The organism is Bovifimicola ammoniilytica, from assembly GCF_025567085.1.
GTDB lineage: Bacteria > Bacillota > Clostridia > Lachnospirales > Lachnospiraceae > Bovifimicola > Bovifimicola ammoniilytica.
This window is the reverse complement of sequence record NZ_JAOQJN010000003.1, coordinates 324239-337185: the sequence shown is the minus strand read 5'-3', so window position 1 is coordinate 337185 and position 12947 is coordinate 324239. Positions and strand designations below refer to the sequence as shown.

Genomic DNA, 12947 nt, shown 5'->3' with positions numbered 1-12947 from the left:
GGAAGTTTAATGAGTTTACAGGTTGAGAAACTGGAAAAAAATATGGCTAAACTTACAATTGAAGTATCAGCAGAAGAGGTAGAAAAAGCAATTGAAAAGGCTTATCAGAAACAGAAATCAAGAATTAGCGTTCCTGGTTTCAGAAAAGGTAAAGTACCTCGTAAAATGGTAGAGAAAATGTACGGTGTCGGTGTATTCTATGAAGATGCTGTTAATGATATGATTCCTACAGCATACGAAGCAGCAGTTAAGGAAAGTGAATTAGAGATAGTTTCACAGCCTAAGATTGATGTTGTACAGATTGAAGCCGGTAAAGAATTTATCTTCACAGCAGAAGTTGCAGTTAAACCAGAAGTTGAGTTAGGTGAATATAAAGGCGTAGAAGTACCTAAGAGTGATGTTTCAGTATCAGATGAAGAGATTATGGCTGAAATAGACAAAGAAAGAGAACAGAACTCAAGAATTATCACTGTAGATGACAGAGCAGTTGAAGATGGCGATATGACAGTTATCGATTTCGAAGGCTTTGTTGATGGTGTTGCATTCGAAGGTGGAAAAGGAACAGATTATCCATTAACAATTGGTTCTCACTCATTTATTGATACATTTGAAGAACAGTTAATTGGTAAGAACATTGGAGAAGAGGTTGACGTTAACGTTACATTCCCTGAAGAATATCATGCAGAAGAATTAAAGGGTAAACCAGCATTATTCAAAGTTACTGTTAAAGAGATTAAGAAGAAAGAATTACCAGAACTTGATAATGATTTCGTAGAAGATGTTTCAGAATTCTCAACAGTTGATGAATATAAAGCAAGCATTAAGACAAAAATCGAAGAGAAAAAGGCTGATGAAGCTAAATCAGCAAAAGAAGAAGCAACAATCGAGAAGATTATCGAAGGTGCTAAGATGGAGATACCTGATGCAATGGTAGATTCACAGGTTAGACAGATGGCAGAAGATTTTGCAAGAAGAATCAGTGCACAGGGACTTACAATCGACCAGTACTTCCAATATACAGGATTAACATCTGATAAATTGTTAGAACAGATGAGACCACAGGCATTAAAACGTATCCAGAGCAGACTTGTTCTTGAAGCAGTTGCTGATAAAGAGAACTTTGAAGTTACAGATGAAGACGTTAATAATGAAATAAATGATATGGCATCAGCATACCAGATGGAAGCTGATAAGCTTAAAGACTTATTAACAGACGCTGATAAAGAGAATATGAAGAGAGATATCCAGGTTAAGAAAGCAGTTGAATTCGTAACAGAGAATGCTAAGGAAGTATAATCAATAGCCTGATCAGAAGTTTATAAAATGAGATAAAGAAAATGGGTTCGCTATGGCGGACCCATAAATAAAATTAGTAGATAGGAGAGGATTTTGTATGAGTTTGGTACCTTATGTCGTAGAGCAGACTGGAAAAGGCGAAAGATCTTATGATATTTATTCAAGACTTTTAAAGGATAGAATTATTTTTTTAGGTGAAGAAGTAAATGAGACAACAGCAAGTCTTGTTGTAGCACAGTTACTTTTCTTAGAGTCAGAAGACCCTAATAAAGATATTCATTTATATATAAACAGCCCGGGTGGTTCTGTAACAGCAGGAATGGCTATTTATGATACAATGAATTATATCAAATGTGATGTATCTACAATTTGTATGGGAATGGCAGCAAGTATGGGAGCATTTTTACTTTCAGGTGGTGCTAAGGGTAAGAGATTCGCATTACCTAACGCAGAGATTATGATACACCAGCCACTTGGTGGAGCACAGGGACAGGCAACAGAGATTAAGATTGTAGCAGATCATATTTTAAAGACACGTAAGAAGTTAAATGAAATTTTAGCAAAGAATACCGGAAAACCATTAGAAGTGATTGAAGTGGATACAGAACGTGACAACTATATGGATGCTTATCAGGCTATGGAATATGGCTTAATAGATAAGGTGATTGAAAATCGTTAATTAATCATTAATTTAGATTGGAGAACATATGGCAAAGAATAATGATGAGAGCAGATGCTCGTTTTGTGGTAAACCGGAGAGTAAGGCAAGAAAGCTTATTGCCGGACCAAGCGGTGTGTTTATATGTGATGAATGTATAGAGATATGTAGTGATATAATGATGGAAGAAATGGCATATGAGACAGATGATGATGTTGATTTCGACATTAATTTATACAAGCCACAGGAGATAAAGGAATTTCTTGATGAATATGTCATAGGACAGGAAGAAGCTAAGAAAGTCTTGTCAGTTGCAGTGTATAATCACTACAAAAGAGTTTTGTCAGGAAGAGACTTAGGTGTAGAGATTCAGAAGAGTAATATTCTGATGTTAGGACCTACAGGTTCAGGTAAGACATATCTTGCACAGACATTAGCTAAGATACTTAATGTCCCATTTGCTATTGCAGATGCTACAACACTTACTGAAGCAGGCTATGTAGGTGAAGATGTTGAGAATATCTTACTTAAGATAATTCAGGCAGCTGACTATGATGTGAAAAAAGCACAGTACGGAATTGTCTATATTGATGAAATAGATAAGATTACTAAGAAAAGTGAGAATGTTTCTATAACAAGAGACGTATCAGGAGAGGGTGTACAGCAGGCATTACTTAAATTGTTAGAAGGCACGCAGGCTTCAGTTCCACCACAGGGTGGAAGAAAGCATCCTAATCAGGAGATGATTCATATTGATACAACTAACATTTTATTCATATGTGGTGGTGCATTTGATGGATTAGAGAAGATTATAGAGACAAGAATGGACAGAAAATCTATCGGTTTCAATGCTGAGATAGCAGACCATAAAGAAGAATCAATAGATGTATTGTTCCCACAGGTAATGCCACAGGATTTAGTTAAATTCGGTTTAATTCCTGAATTTATTGGTCGTGTACCTGTAACAGTATCATTAGAATCTTTAGATAAGGAAGCACTCATAAGAATACTTAAAGAGCCTAAGAATGCGTTAGTTAAGCAGTATAAGAAGCTTTTAGAGTTAGATGGTGTAGACTTAGAATTTACAGACGAAGCATTAGAACTTGTTGCTGAGAAATCATTTGAGAGAAAGACAGGTGCAAGAGGCTTACGTTCAATTATGGAAGATGCACTTATGAATATAATGTATACTGTACCATCAGATGAGACAATCGATAAGTGTACGATAACTAAAGATGTTATCGAGAATAAAGCAGAACCTGAATTAGTCAGATTAGATGAAACACAGATTAAGAAAAATGGCGTAAAGAAGAGATTTAAGGCATAAAATAATAAGCTATTTTTAAATATTTAAAGCCGGTTTAAGAAGATTAAAGTCTTAGTAAAGCCGGCTTAAAGTAAAATAAGTGCATAATAAAAGAATTATAACAGGATAAAATAGAAACCTGAGAGGAATTTAGAATATGATTATAAAGAATGCAGAATTAGAAACAGTATGTGGAATTACCAGTGTACTTCCTGATAATCAGATGCCTGAGGTAGCATTTGCGGGTAAGTCAAATGTTGGTAAATCTTCATTAATAAATGGATTGCTTAACAGAAAATCTCTTGCGAGAACATCACAGGAGCCGGGTAAAACACAGACAATTAATTTCTATAATGTTAATAAAGAATTGTATTTTGTAGATTTACCGGGTTATGGATTCGCAAAAGTATCGAAGGAAGTGCAGCAGAAATGGGGCGCAATGATAGAGAATTATTTAAAGATCTCTAAGCAGCTTAAAGCTGTGATGCTTCTTATTGATATCAGACATGAGCCATCTGCTAATGACAGAAATATGTATGAGTGGATAGTTTACAATGGCTATAAACCTGTTATTATAGCAACTAAATTAGATAAGATTAACAGAAGTCAAAAAGATAAGCACATTAAGATGATTAGACAAGGTCTTAATGTGCTGCCTGATACGGTTATATTACCGTTTTCTGCTAAAACAAAGCAGGGAAGAGAAGAAATTCTTGATTTTATTTCATCAGTGACTTCATAATAAATGCATAGATTTGCTGACTGGCATCTTTCCATTGGTTACACATGGAAGATGCCTCTTCTTTTGTAGGAACAGAAAGGTTGATTTCTATTAAAGTTCCCTCACCCTCTTTAACCTGACAATGTACAATGTAATCCTGATTAGTAGACTTATAATAATCAGCGATTGTTCCGACTTCATTTCGAAGTTCATATTTGTTCTCCATAAGATAGATATCCATATCATCTACGATGGCTCCAGGAATCTTATTAACGAAGAAACCAAGGGTCTGGCTGCCATCAGAGGTTATATGATAGTAAGAAGAATTACGGACGATTTCTACACTTATAAGATGTGAGTCCACAAGTTCAGTTATAACCTGCTGGAATGTGAAATAGGTTGTATAATTCTTCTCAAGAAAAAATTCTGATAACTGCGAATTAGTTAATGGAAAATTAACCTTATTCAGCATATATAATATAATTAGTTTATAAAGTGTTGATGACTCAAGTGCCATTTTTTCTGTACTTCCTTCCCTGGATAATGTTGTTTTTAGTAAAGTAGGTATTAATATAATTTAATACCCTTTTTTTATCTCCACTCCATAAAGGAGCTATAAGTTCTTTCTTGTTGCCGTCACCTGTCATTCTGTGGATAACGATATCCGGTCTGAGATTCTCGATACATTCAGATAACAGTATGGTATAATCCTCTAGTGATAATGTATGAAAATCATTTTCTTTATTAAGGTAATAGTCAGCTAAATCGGTATTTTTTAAAATATGCAATAGCTGTAATTTGACTCCATTAACAGGCAGGTTGTTAAGATAACGTACAGAGGCTATTATATCAGAAAAAGTCTCATTTGGTAACCCTAATATAAGGTGAACTACAATATTGATATTTATTCTATGGAGATTAGCGACAGCGCAGTTAAATACTTCAAGTTCATAGCCACGTCTTATGAAATGTGCTGACTCTTTATGGATTGTTTGTAAGCCTAATTCTACGAATACCGGAATCTTTGAATTAAGTTCGTCAAGTAATTCTAAAACTTCGGAGCCTAAACAGTCAGGCCTTGTGGCAATGGATAATCCTACGATGTCATCACAGAATGCAGCCTCATAAAATATATTTCTAAGATAATCAATGGGGGCATAAGTATTGGTATATGCCTGAAAATAGGCTATGTATTTACCGTCTGTAATCTTATTGCAAATGCGACTCTTTGCTTCGTTTATCTGTTCCTTAACGGATAAAAAACGGGAGGCGGCAAAATCACCGGAACCTCCCGAACTACAGAAAATGCACCCGCGTGTATCTAAAGTACCATCGCGATTAGGACAGGTCATACCACCGTCAAGAGACAGTTTATACACTTTTTGCCCGAAACGCTCACGATAATATTTATTAAGCGTGTATATTTCTGCCATCAGGTTTAATGTTATCCATAACTGCCTTAGCAACTGCATCTTTGACATCAGGATCAAAGGCTTCAGGAAGAATAAATTCGTCGCATAATTTGTCATCAGGAACTAAGTTGGCGATTGCATGTGCCGCGGCTAACTTCATATCCTCTGTAATCTGTGAAGCACGTCCCTCTAAAGCACCCTTAAATATTCCTGGAAATGCGATTACGTTATTAACCTGGTTAGGGAAATCTGAACGGCCGGTACCCACGATTCTTGCACCTGCGGCCTTGGCAACATCAGGCATAATCTCAGGAACAGGATTAGCCATTGCAAATATTATAGAGTCTTTATTCATTGAAGCAACCATTTCGGCAGAAACGATATTAGGAGCAGAAACACCGACAAATATATCAGCACCAACTAAGGCATCTTTAAGAGTACCTGAAAGTCTGTCGGGATTAGTTACATCTAACATTGATTTCTGCATCCAGTTTAAATTAGGTGACTCCTCGTTAATAATTCCGTTGATATCACACATAATAACATTTTTAAAGCCATATGTTAATAATAATTTAGTAATTGCGATTCCTGCACTTCCGGCACCATTTATTACTACCTTACAGTTTTCTTTAGATTTACCAGTAATCTTAAGTCCGTTGATAATACCTGCAAGAACAACGATTGCTGTACCATGCTGGTCATCATGGAATACAGGAATGTCTAAGAGTTCCTTGAGTCTTGTCTCGATTTCAAAACATCTTGGAGCTGAAATATCTTCAAGGTTAATACCGCCAAATGCAGGTGCGATATTTACAACAGTTTTAATAATTTCCTCAGTATCCTGTGTATCTAAGCATATTGGAAATGCATTAACATCACCAAAAGATTTGAATAATACGGCTTTACCTTCCATAACAGGCATAGCGGCATATGGTCCGATGTTACCAAGCCCTAAAACGGCACTTCCGTCTGAAACAACGGCAATTGTGTTGGATTTAATAGTATATTTGTATGCTGCTTCTTTATCTTCGGCAATCACTTTACAAGGTTCAGCAACGCCCGGTGTATATGCAAGAGCAAGGTCTTCTCTTGAAGCAATTGTACATTTTGGTTCAGTAGTTAATTTTCCATTCCATTCTTCATGAAGCTTTAACGCTTTTTCGTTAGTTGTCATTGTAATCTCCATTTCCGTATATTTATTTTTATCCTGATAAGTGGTCGCTAAATGCAGAAACATATATAGAAACCATATATAATCTATAATATCATAATATTTAGAAAATTTATACTACCAATTTTGAAAACATTGGTGTATAATGTGTTTTGCAAATCATGAGAATCATTAAGTCTGATTAAATAATCTATAATCAGATACAATCCCGTTATTATAATTTAATATATTTAGGAGGATAATGGCATATATGAATGTGCCACAATAAATGTATGAGAGAAAAATTAGAAACTTTATCAGTAACTCAGTTACGTGAAATTGCGAAAAGTCAGAATATTAAATATGTAATGAAATTAAAAAAGACAGAACTGATTGAACAGATTTTAGCTGCTGGAATGAAGATGGCTAAGGAAAGTGAGTTGCAAGGTGCAGATAAGATGAAAGCGAAATCGGTTTCAAAATCAGATAATAAAGAGAATAAATCATCAGTTAAAACAGAGGATGGCAGAACAAATGGAACAAATTCCAAATTGGATAATACTGAGCCAAAGTCTGAATTTATTATAGAGGAAAATCCAGAACCGGAGATTAAGGAAGAAGAGCCAGTTGCAGAGGGAATATTAGAGGTAATGCCAGACGGATATGGCTTTATCAGATGTGAGAATTTCCTGCCGGGCGAAAATGATGTATATGTTTCGCCATCTCAGATAAGAAGATTTAGGTTAAAAACAGGTGATATATTAAATGGTAATATGCGCCAGAAGAATATAAACGAGAAATTCGGTGCGATGACACATTTGAATAAAGTAAACGGAATATTAGCTGATGAGATTATGGGCAGACCAAATTTTGAAGAACTTACACCTATATTTCCTAATAAGAGATTGAGAATGGAGACTAGCAGTGAGAATATGGCTATGAGAATAGTTGACCTTATTTCTCCGATAGGAAAAGGGCAGAGAGGTATGATTGTATCACAGCCTAAAGCCGGAAAGACTACATTATTAAAAGAGATTGCTAAGTCTATCCAGATAAATAATCCTGATATGCATATGATAATTCTTCTTATAGATGAACGACCTGAGGAAGTAACAGATATTAAGGAAGCGATTCAGGGAGATAATGTAGAAGTTATCTACTCGACATTTGATGAATTACCAGAGCATCATAAGAGAGTTTCAGAAATGGTTATCGAGAGAGCCAAGAGACTTGTCGAGATGAAGAAAGATGTAATAATTCTGTTAGACAGTATTACAAGACTTGCAAGAGCTTATAATATGACAGTTCCACCATCAGGAAGAACTTTATCAGGAGGTCTTGATCCAGCAGCACTTCATATGCCAAAGCGATTCTTTGGCGCAGCAAGAAATATGAGAGAGGGCGGAAGTCTTACCGTATTAGCTACAGCACTTGTGGATACAGGAAGTAAGATGGATGATGTTGTATTCGAAGAATTTAAGGGTACAGGTAATATGGAACTTGTATTAGACAGAAAATTATCTGAGAAGAGAGTATTTCCGGCACTTGACATTCTTAAATCAGGTACACGTAGAGATGACTTATTGCTTTCTAAAGAAGAAGCGGAAGCTGTATATCTTATAAGAAAGGCTACAAATGGTATGAAACCTGATGATGCAGTAGAAAAAATACTGGATATGTTTGCAAGAACAAGAAATAACAGAGAATTTATACAGATGATTAAAAAGTGCTTGCATTAAAAATTGATATATGCTACAATATAAAAGCTGTTTTTAGAATATGATTGGCGAAAGCCATTTGCATATCATTAATTTGTAAAGAGGTGAAATGAAATGAAAGAAGGTATACATCCAGCATATTACCAGGCAAAGGTTGTTTGCAACTGTGGTAATGAATTCGTAACAGGATCAACTAAGGAAGATATCCACGTAGAAATTTGTTCAAAATGTCACTCATTCTACACAGGTCAGCAGAAAGCTGCATCTGCTCGTGGACGTATTGATAAGTTCAATCGTAAATATGGTATGGCAGATAATAAATAAGTAATAGTTATAGAGGCTGTCGCATGAATGTTCTATTTTAATGAATGGAATTTCTTGTGACAGCCTCTATTTTTATCATAAAAGATATGATATAATAATCACATCAGGGAGGTGACATAATGAAACCATCAGGAATTGGTGGTCAGGCAGTATTAGAAGGCATAATGATGAAGAATAAAGACAAATATGCCGTAGCTGTCAGAAAACCTAATCAGGAAATAGAAGTATGTGTTAAAGAATACAAAGGAATAACGAAAGGTAATAAAATACTTAATCTGCCTTTTATTAGAGGTGTATTTAATTTTATAGATTCGTTAATCATAGGAATGTCAACTCTTATGTTTTCGGCTGAATTTTATGAAGAAGAGGAAACAGAAGAAGTAAAGAAAGGTGATAAAGTTGCCGATTCTTTATTCAAGGAGAAAGCAGAAAGTGCGGTAATGACGATAACGGTAATTGTGGCGGCACTTATTGCGATTGGTTTATTTGTAGTATTGCCAAGCATTGCTTCTGATTTAATTAAGAAACATTTCCATATTATTTCGTATACAATAATTTCGTTAATCGAGGGATTGATAAGAATTACATTATTTCTTATATATATATTCTTAATATCGAGAATGAAAGATATACAGAGAACATTTATGTACCATGGTGCAGAACACAAATGTATTAACTGTATTGAACATGGTATGGAATTAAATGTAGATAATGTATTAAAAAGCTCAAGACTGCATAAGAGATGTGGAACGAGCTTCTTATTCCTTGTAATGGCAATCAGTATTATATTCTTTATTCTTATTCCGGTTCAGCAGCCGGTTATGAAGATAGTAGTAAGAATATTAATGATACCTGTTATTGCAGGAGTATCTTATGAAGTGCTTAGATTTGCCGGACAACATGAGGGTAAATTAGTGGATATAGTAAGTGCGCCGGGTATGGCATTACAGAAGCTTACAACTAAAGAGCCGGATGAGAAAATGGCAGAAGTGGCAATTAAGGCAGTCGAAGCAGTATTCGACTGGAGAACATTTTTAGCAGAAAATAGTGAAGAAACTAATCAATAACTGTTATATGAATCAATAGGCGGAGGAAGTATGAAGTACGCAGAATTGGTAAAACAGGGACAATTGAAACTATTTAGATCAGGGATTAATGACCATGATTATGATGCGTGGATTCTCGTAGAGAAAATATGTGATATATCAAGGACGGAGTATTTTATCAAAATGCATGATGAAGTACCATTAGATATTGAAGAGAAGTATTTTCAGGCAATTGAGAAGAGAATGACACATTATCCACTTCAATATATAGTTGGAGAATGGGAATTTATGGGTTTGCCATTTAAGGTGAATGAAAATGTATTGATTCCTCGTCAGGACACCGAACTGCTTGTTGAAAAAGCGGTTGAAGTCATCGGTGCTGATTATTATGTGGATAAACAGGATGTAAATGTGCTTGATTTGTGTACGGGAAGTGGCTGTATAGCTATATCCATTGCGAAAATGTGTCCAAATACGAAAGTAACAGGTTCGGATTTGTCAGAAAAAGCATTAGAGGTAGCTAATGAAAATGCGAATTTGAATAAGGTGGACAATGTACATTTTGAAAAAAGCGATTTATTTACTAATATCAAGGGAAAATATAATATTATTGTATCAAACCCACCATATATTAAGTCAGAAGAAGTAGAAAAGCTTATGCCGGAGGTAAGGGAATACGAGCCACGAATGGCATTAGATGGTGATGCAGACGGACTTAAATTCTACAGAAAAATAATTGATGAATGTAAGGAATATATGGAAAAAGACGGTTACATTATATTTGAAATCGGATATGACCAGAGCGAGCAGGTTAAGGAACTGCTTCGTCAAAAAGGGTTTACTGATATAGAGGTACTAAAAGATTTGTCAGGAAATGACAGAGTTGTAACAGGAAAAAGGAGACAGATTTATGTTTGACAGATTAGATGATCTTGTAAGAAGATATGAAGAGTTAATGCTTGAGCTTAATGACCCGTCAATTGCAAATGATCAGGCCAGATTTAGAAAGCTTATGAAAGAACAGGCAGACCTTGCACCTATTGTTGAAGCATATAAAGAATATAAGAAATGCAAGGAAACTGTACAGGACAGTCTTGCCATTCTCGATGAAGAGAGTGACGAAGAGATGAAAGAACTTGCTAAAGAGGAATTAAATGAAGCTAAAGCAAGAATTGAAGAATTAGAAAAACAGCTTAAGATTCTTTTACTTCCAAAGGACCCTAATGATGACAAGAACGTTATCGTGGAGATTCGTGCAGGTGCAGGTGGAGATGAGGCAGCATTATTTGCCTATGAAATCTATCGTATGTATGTGCATTATGCAGAAAGCAAGAACTGGAAAGTTGAATTAATGGAATGTGAAGAAATCGGAATAGGCGGAATGAAGAATGTTACATTTATGGTAACAGGTCAGGGTGCTTATTCAGTTCTTAAATATGAATCAGGTGTGCATCGTGTACAGCGTGTACCGGAGACAGAATCAGGCGGACGTATCCATACATCTACAATTACAGTTGCAGTTATGCCGGAAGCCGAAGAAGTCGATGTCCAGATTGATGAGAAAGATATCCGTATCGACGTTATGCGTGCTTCAGGTAATGGTGGACAGTGTGTCAACACAACCGATTCAGCGGTTCGTTTAACACATTTTCCATCAGGAATTGTTGTATACAGCCAGACAGAAAAATCGCAGTTACAGAATAAAGCTAAGGCATTTGCTTTATTACGTTCTAAATTATATGATATTGAATGTCAGAAAGCCCATGATGCTGAGGCTGAGGCAAGACGAAGCCAGATTGGTACAGGTGACCGTTCAGAGAAAATCAGAACTTATAACTTCCCACAGGGAAGAGTTACAGACCACAGAATCGGTCTTACACTTTATAAGTTAGATAAGATTATGAATGGAGACATTCAGGAGATAATTGATGCTTGTATTGCAGCTGACCAGGCTGCTAAGTTAGCGAAGATGAATGAGGATTAAATAAAATCGTAATTGAAACGGTCTTTGACATATGTCATCGACCGTTTTTCTTTTGAGCATATAGTTTAGATGCACTGTACACCCTTATTTTTTGGTTTGGATGTATTTATTTATAGACCTATGGTTAACTTTAGTTAATTTTATTGTTTGCATTCATATACAAATTTAAAAGTCCTGTAGTTAGTTGAGTTTGAGCTGACTTCTCTTTAAAATTTAGAAGGTCAAATAATGTATCTATAGAGTTTATTTCATTAGAATGTTTTTCTACAGTGGAATATGCATGTTGTATTCTGGCTTCTGTTAAATTCAGGGATATGATATTTGTGTAGAGACAGAACTGTTGATGCCAGATAGGACTAGTAGAAGTGGCAGTCTATTCTGTACAGTATCCATTTGGCGGAGGCTGTAATGGAGATATGGTTGAAAAACTGCATACAACTATCGGTAATTTTGGATATCAGGTGTATCAAGCAATACTGGTTGTTATTTGTGAATGAATATTTCTTGCAGGTGTCCAGCATAGAAAGCATTTTAAAAACTTCAAATGTTGATTGGTTATGGTTTTTATGTGTAGTTGTCGAATAACGGGTATTTTCAGGAAGATGTGAAATATGTGATTGTATTGGTATTTTTATGTAGTTTTCAGGTCAAGAAATTATTCTAAAATTCTGATGGGTTATTCTGTTTTTAATGTGATTTTTATGAATAAAAGAGGTTGAAAAAAGACATAATTATGGTATAATTAAACCATAAATAAGGAGGTGTATATTATGCCACAAATAATTCCAATTAAAGACTTGAAGAATACATCGGAGATATCTGATATGTGCCATAAGACAGAGGAGCCAATTTATGTTACGAAAAATGGCTATGGTGATATGGTAATTATGAGCATGGAGATTTATGAGTCAACAATGAGACAGATTGCCATGTACAGAGATATAGAGATATCTGAAAAGCAGATAGAGGCAGGACAGGTAAAGGATGCCAGAACAGCACTTAGAGAAACGAGGGCAAAGTATGGCTTATAAATTAAATGTTACAGAGCATGCTGATGAATTGCTTGATAATCTTATATATCATTTGATTTATCGATTAAAGAATAAACAGGCAGCGAAGCATTTGTTAGATTGTATAGATGTAATCTATGATAGATTGGAGGTCAATCCTTTTCAATTTGCAGAATGTAGGGATTCATATCTTGTAAAGAAAGGGTATAGAGAAGCAGTTGTGCCACAGATGAATTATATTATCATTTTCGATGTGAGAGATGATGTTGTAAATGTAGTTGGTATTTTCCACCAGTTAGAGAATTACCAAAATAAATTATAA

15 protein-coding genes are annotated in these 12947 nt (G+C 35.3%); 12 read left to right on the top strand and 3 right to left on the bottom strand.

Going from position 1 to position 12947, the window contains the following annotated elements:
- Window positions 1-9: 9 nt before the first annotated feature.
- The 4 genes from tig (at window position 10) to yihA (ending at window position 4002) form a co-directional block, all read left to right on the top strand.
- Entirely contained in the window at window positions 10-1296 is a 1287-nt protein-coding gene (tig, locus tag OCV48_RS05385; RefSeq protein ID WP_021983861.1) for a trigger factor, read from the top strand.
- Window positions 1297-1393: 97 nt separating this feature from the next.
- A complete protein-coding gene (gene clpP, locus OCV48_RS05380) occupies window positions 1394-1975 on the top strand; it encodes an ATP-dependent Clp endopeptidase proteolytic subunit ClpP (RefSeq protein ID WP_147591340.1) in 582 nt (193 codons plus the stop codon).
- 28 nt (window positions 1976-2003) lie between these two features.
- A complete protein-coding gene (gene clpX / locus OCV48_RS05375) occupies window positions 2004-3281 on the top strand; it encodes an ATP-dependent Clp protease ATP-binding subunit ClpX (protein WP_021983859.1) in 1278 nt (425 codons plus the stop codon).
- Between the two features lie 136 nt (window positions 3282-3417).
- Window positions 3418-4002 (top strand): ribosome biogenesis GTP-binding protein YihA/YsxC, encoded by a 585-nt coding sequence (gene yihA / locus OCV48_RS05370; protein WP_147591339.1) that lies wholly within the window; start codon window positions 3418-3420, stop codon window positions 4000-4002.
- Here yihA and OCV48_RS05365 read toward each other — a convergent pair.
- Genes OCV48_RS05365 through OCV48_RS05355 form a run of 3 tightly spaced genes read right to left on the bottom strand, consistent with a single transcriptional unit; the run spans window position 3980 to window position 6567 of the window.
- Window positions 3980-4498, bottom strand: coding sequence for a DUF4364 family protein (locus OCV48_RS05365; RefSeq protein WP_021983857.1), 519 nt, complete (start codon window positions 4496-4498; stop codon window positions 3980-3982). The genes yihA and OCV48_RS05365 overlap by 23 nt on opposite strands.
- On the bottom strand, window positions 4488-5414 hold the full coding sequence (locus OCV48_RS05360) for a TIGR01212 family radical SAM protein (RefSeq protein ID WP_021983856.1): 927 nt from the start codon (window positions 5412-5414) through the stop codon (window positions 4488-4490). The genes OCV48_RS05365 and OCV48_RS05360 overlap by 11 nt, the downstream gene beginning before the upstream one ends.
- Complete coding sequence (locus OCV48_RS05355) at window positions 5392-6567, bottom strand: NAD(P)-dependent malic enzyme (RefSeq protein WP_021983855.1); 1176 nt, start codon at window positions 6565-6567, stop codon at window positions 5392-5394. Before OCV48_RS05355 ends, OCV48_RS05360 begins: the two co-directional genes overlap by 23 nt.
- 269 nt (window positions 6568-6836) lie before the next feature.
- On the opposite strand from OCV48_RS05355, the gene rho reads away from it, so the two are divergent.
- The 8 genes from rho to OCV48_RS05315 all read left to right on the top strand — a co-directional run bounded on the left by rho (window position 6837) and on the right by OCV48_RS05315 (window position 12947).
- Entirely contained in the window at window positions 6837-8282 is a 1446-nt protein-coding gene (rho, locus tag OCV48_RS05350; RefSeq protein ID WP_147591338.1) for a transcription termination factor Rho, read from the top strand.
- A 93-nt stretch (window positions 8283-8375) separates the two neighbouring features.
- Window positions 8376-8585 (top strand): 50S ribosomal protein L31, encoded by a 210-nt coding sequence (rpmE, locus tag OCV48_RS05345; RefSeq protein ID WP_021983853.1) that lies wholly within the window; start codon window positions 8376-8378, stop codon window positions 8583-8585.
- 119 nt (window positions 8586-8704) lie between these two features.
- The gene (locus OCV48_RS05340) at window positions 8705-9652 is read left to right on the top strand and encodes a DUF1385 domain-containing protein (protein ID WP_147591337.1); all 948 of its coding nucleotides are present in this window, start codon (window positions 8705-8707) and stop codon (window positions 9650-9652) included.
- Between the two features lie 30 nt (window positions 9653-9682).
- Window positions 9683-10549 (top strand): peptide chain release factor N(5)-glutamine methyltransferase, encoded by an 867-nt coding sequence (gene prmC / locus OCV48_RS05335; RefSeq protein ID WP_021983851.1) that lies wholly within the window; start codon window positions 9683-9685, stop codon window positions 10547-10549.
- Window positions 10542-11615: a peptide chain release factor 1 gene (prfA, locus tag OCV48_RS05330; RefSeq protein WP_021983850.1), complete on the top strand. Its 1074-nt coding sequence runs from the start codon at window positions 10542-10544 to the stop codon at window positions 11613-11615. The genes prmC and prfA overlap by 8 nt, the downstream gene beginning before the upstream one ends.
- Window positions 11616-11980: 365 nt before the next feature.
- A complete protein-coding gene (locus tag OCV48_RS05325; RefSeq protein WP_262559132.1) occupies window positions 11981-12112 on the top strand; it encodes a hypothetical protein in 132 nt (43 codons plus the stop codon).
- A gap of 273 nt (window positions 12113-12385) precedes the next feature.
- Window positions 12386-12646: a type II toxin-antitoxin system Phd/YefM family antitoxin gene (locus OCV48_RS05320; RefSeq protein ID WP_147591336.1), complete on the top strand. Its 261-nt coding sequence runs from the start codon at window positions 12386-12388 to the stop codon at window positions 12644-12646.
- Window positions 12636-12947: a type II toxin-antitoxin system RelE/ParE family toxin gene (locus OCV48_RS05315; RefSeq protein ID WP_147591335.1), complete on the top strand. Its 312-nt coding sequence runs from the start codon at window positions 12636-12638 to the stop codon at window positions 12945-12947. The genes OCV48_RS05320 and OCV48_RS05315 overlap by 11 nt, the downstream gene beginning before the upstream one ends.

Bases quoted from the DNA above. Each gene is read 5' to 3' on its own strand.
- tig (WP_021983861.1), top strand. From the start codon at position 10: ATGAGTTTACAGGTTGAGAAACTGGAAAAAAATATGGCTAAACTTACA.
- clpP (WP_147591340.1), top strand. From the start codon at position 1,394: ATGAGTTTGGTACCTTATGTCGTAGAGCAGACTGGAAAAGGCGAAAGA.
- clpX (WP_021983859.1), top strand. From the start codon at position 2,004: ATGGCAAAGAATAATGATGAGAGCAGATGCTCGTTTTGTGGTAAACCG.
- yihA (WP_147591339.1), top strand. From the start codon at position 3,418: ATGATTATAAAGAATGCAGAATTAGAAACAGTATGTGGAATTACCAGT.
- OCV48_RS05365 (WP_021983857.1), bottom strand. From the start codon at position 4,498: ATGGCACTTGAGTCATCAACACTTTATAAACTAATTATATTATATATG.
- OCV48_RS05360 (WP_021983856.1), bottom strand. From the start codon at position 5,414: ATGGCAGAAATATACACGCTTAATAAATATTATCGTGAGCGTTTCGGG.
- OCV48_RS05355 (WP_021983855.1), bottom strand. From the start codon at position 6,567: ATGACAACTAACGAAAAAGCGTTAAAGCTTCATGAAGAATGGAATGGA.
- rho (WP_147591338.1), top strand. From the start codon at position 6,837: ATGAGAGAAAAATTAGAAACTTTATCAGTAACTCAGTTACGTGAAATT.
- rpmE (WP_021983853.1), top strand. From the start codon at position 8,376: ATGAAAGAAGGTATACATCCAGCATATTACCAGGCAAAGGTTGTTTGC.
- OCV48_RS05340 (WP_147591337.1), top strand. From the start codon at position 8,705: ATGAAACCATCAGGAATTGGTGGTCAGGCAGTATTAGAAGGCATAATG.
- prmC (WP_021983851.1), top strand. From the start codon at position 9,683: ATGAAGTACGCAGAATTGGTAAAACAGGGACAATTGAAACTATTTAGA.
- prfA (WP_021983850.1), top strand. From the start codon at position 10,542: ATGTTTGACAGATTAGATGATCTTGTAAGAAGATATGAAGAGTTAATG.
- OCV48_RS05320 (WP_147591336.1), top strand. From the start codon at position 12,386: ATGCCACAAATAATTCCAATTAAAGACTTGAAGAATACATCGGAGATA.
- OCV48_RS05315 (WP_147591335.1), top strand. From the start codon at position 12,636: ATGGCTTATAAATTAAATGTTACAGAGCATGCTGATGAATTGCTTGAT.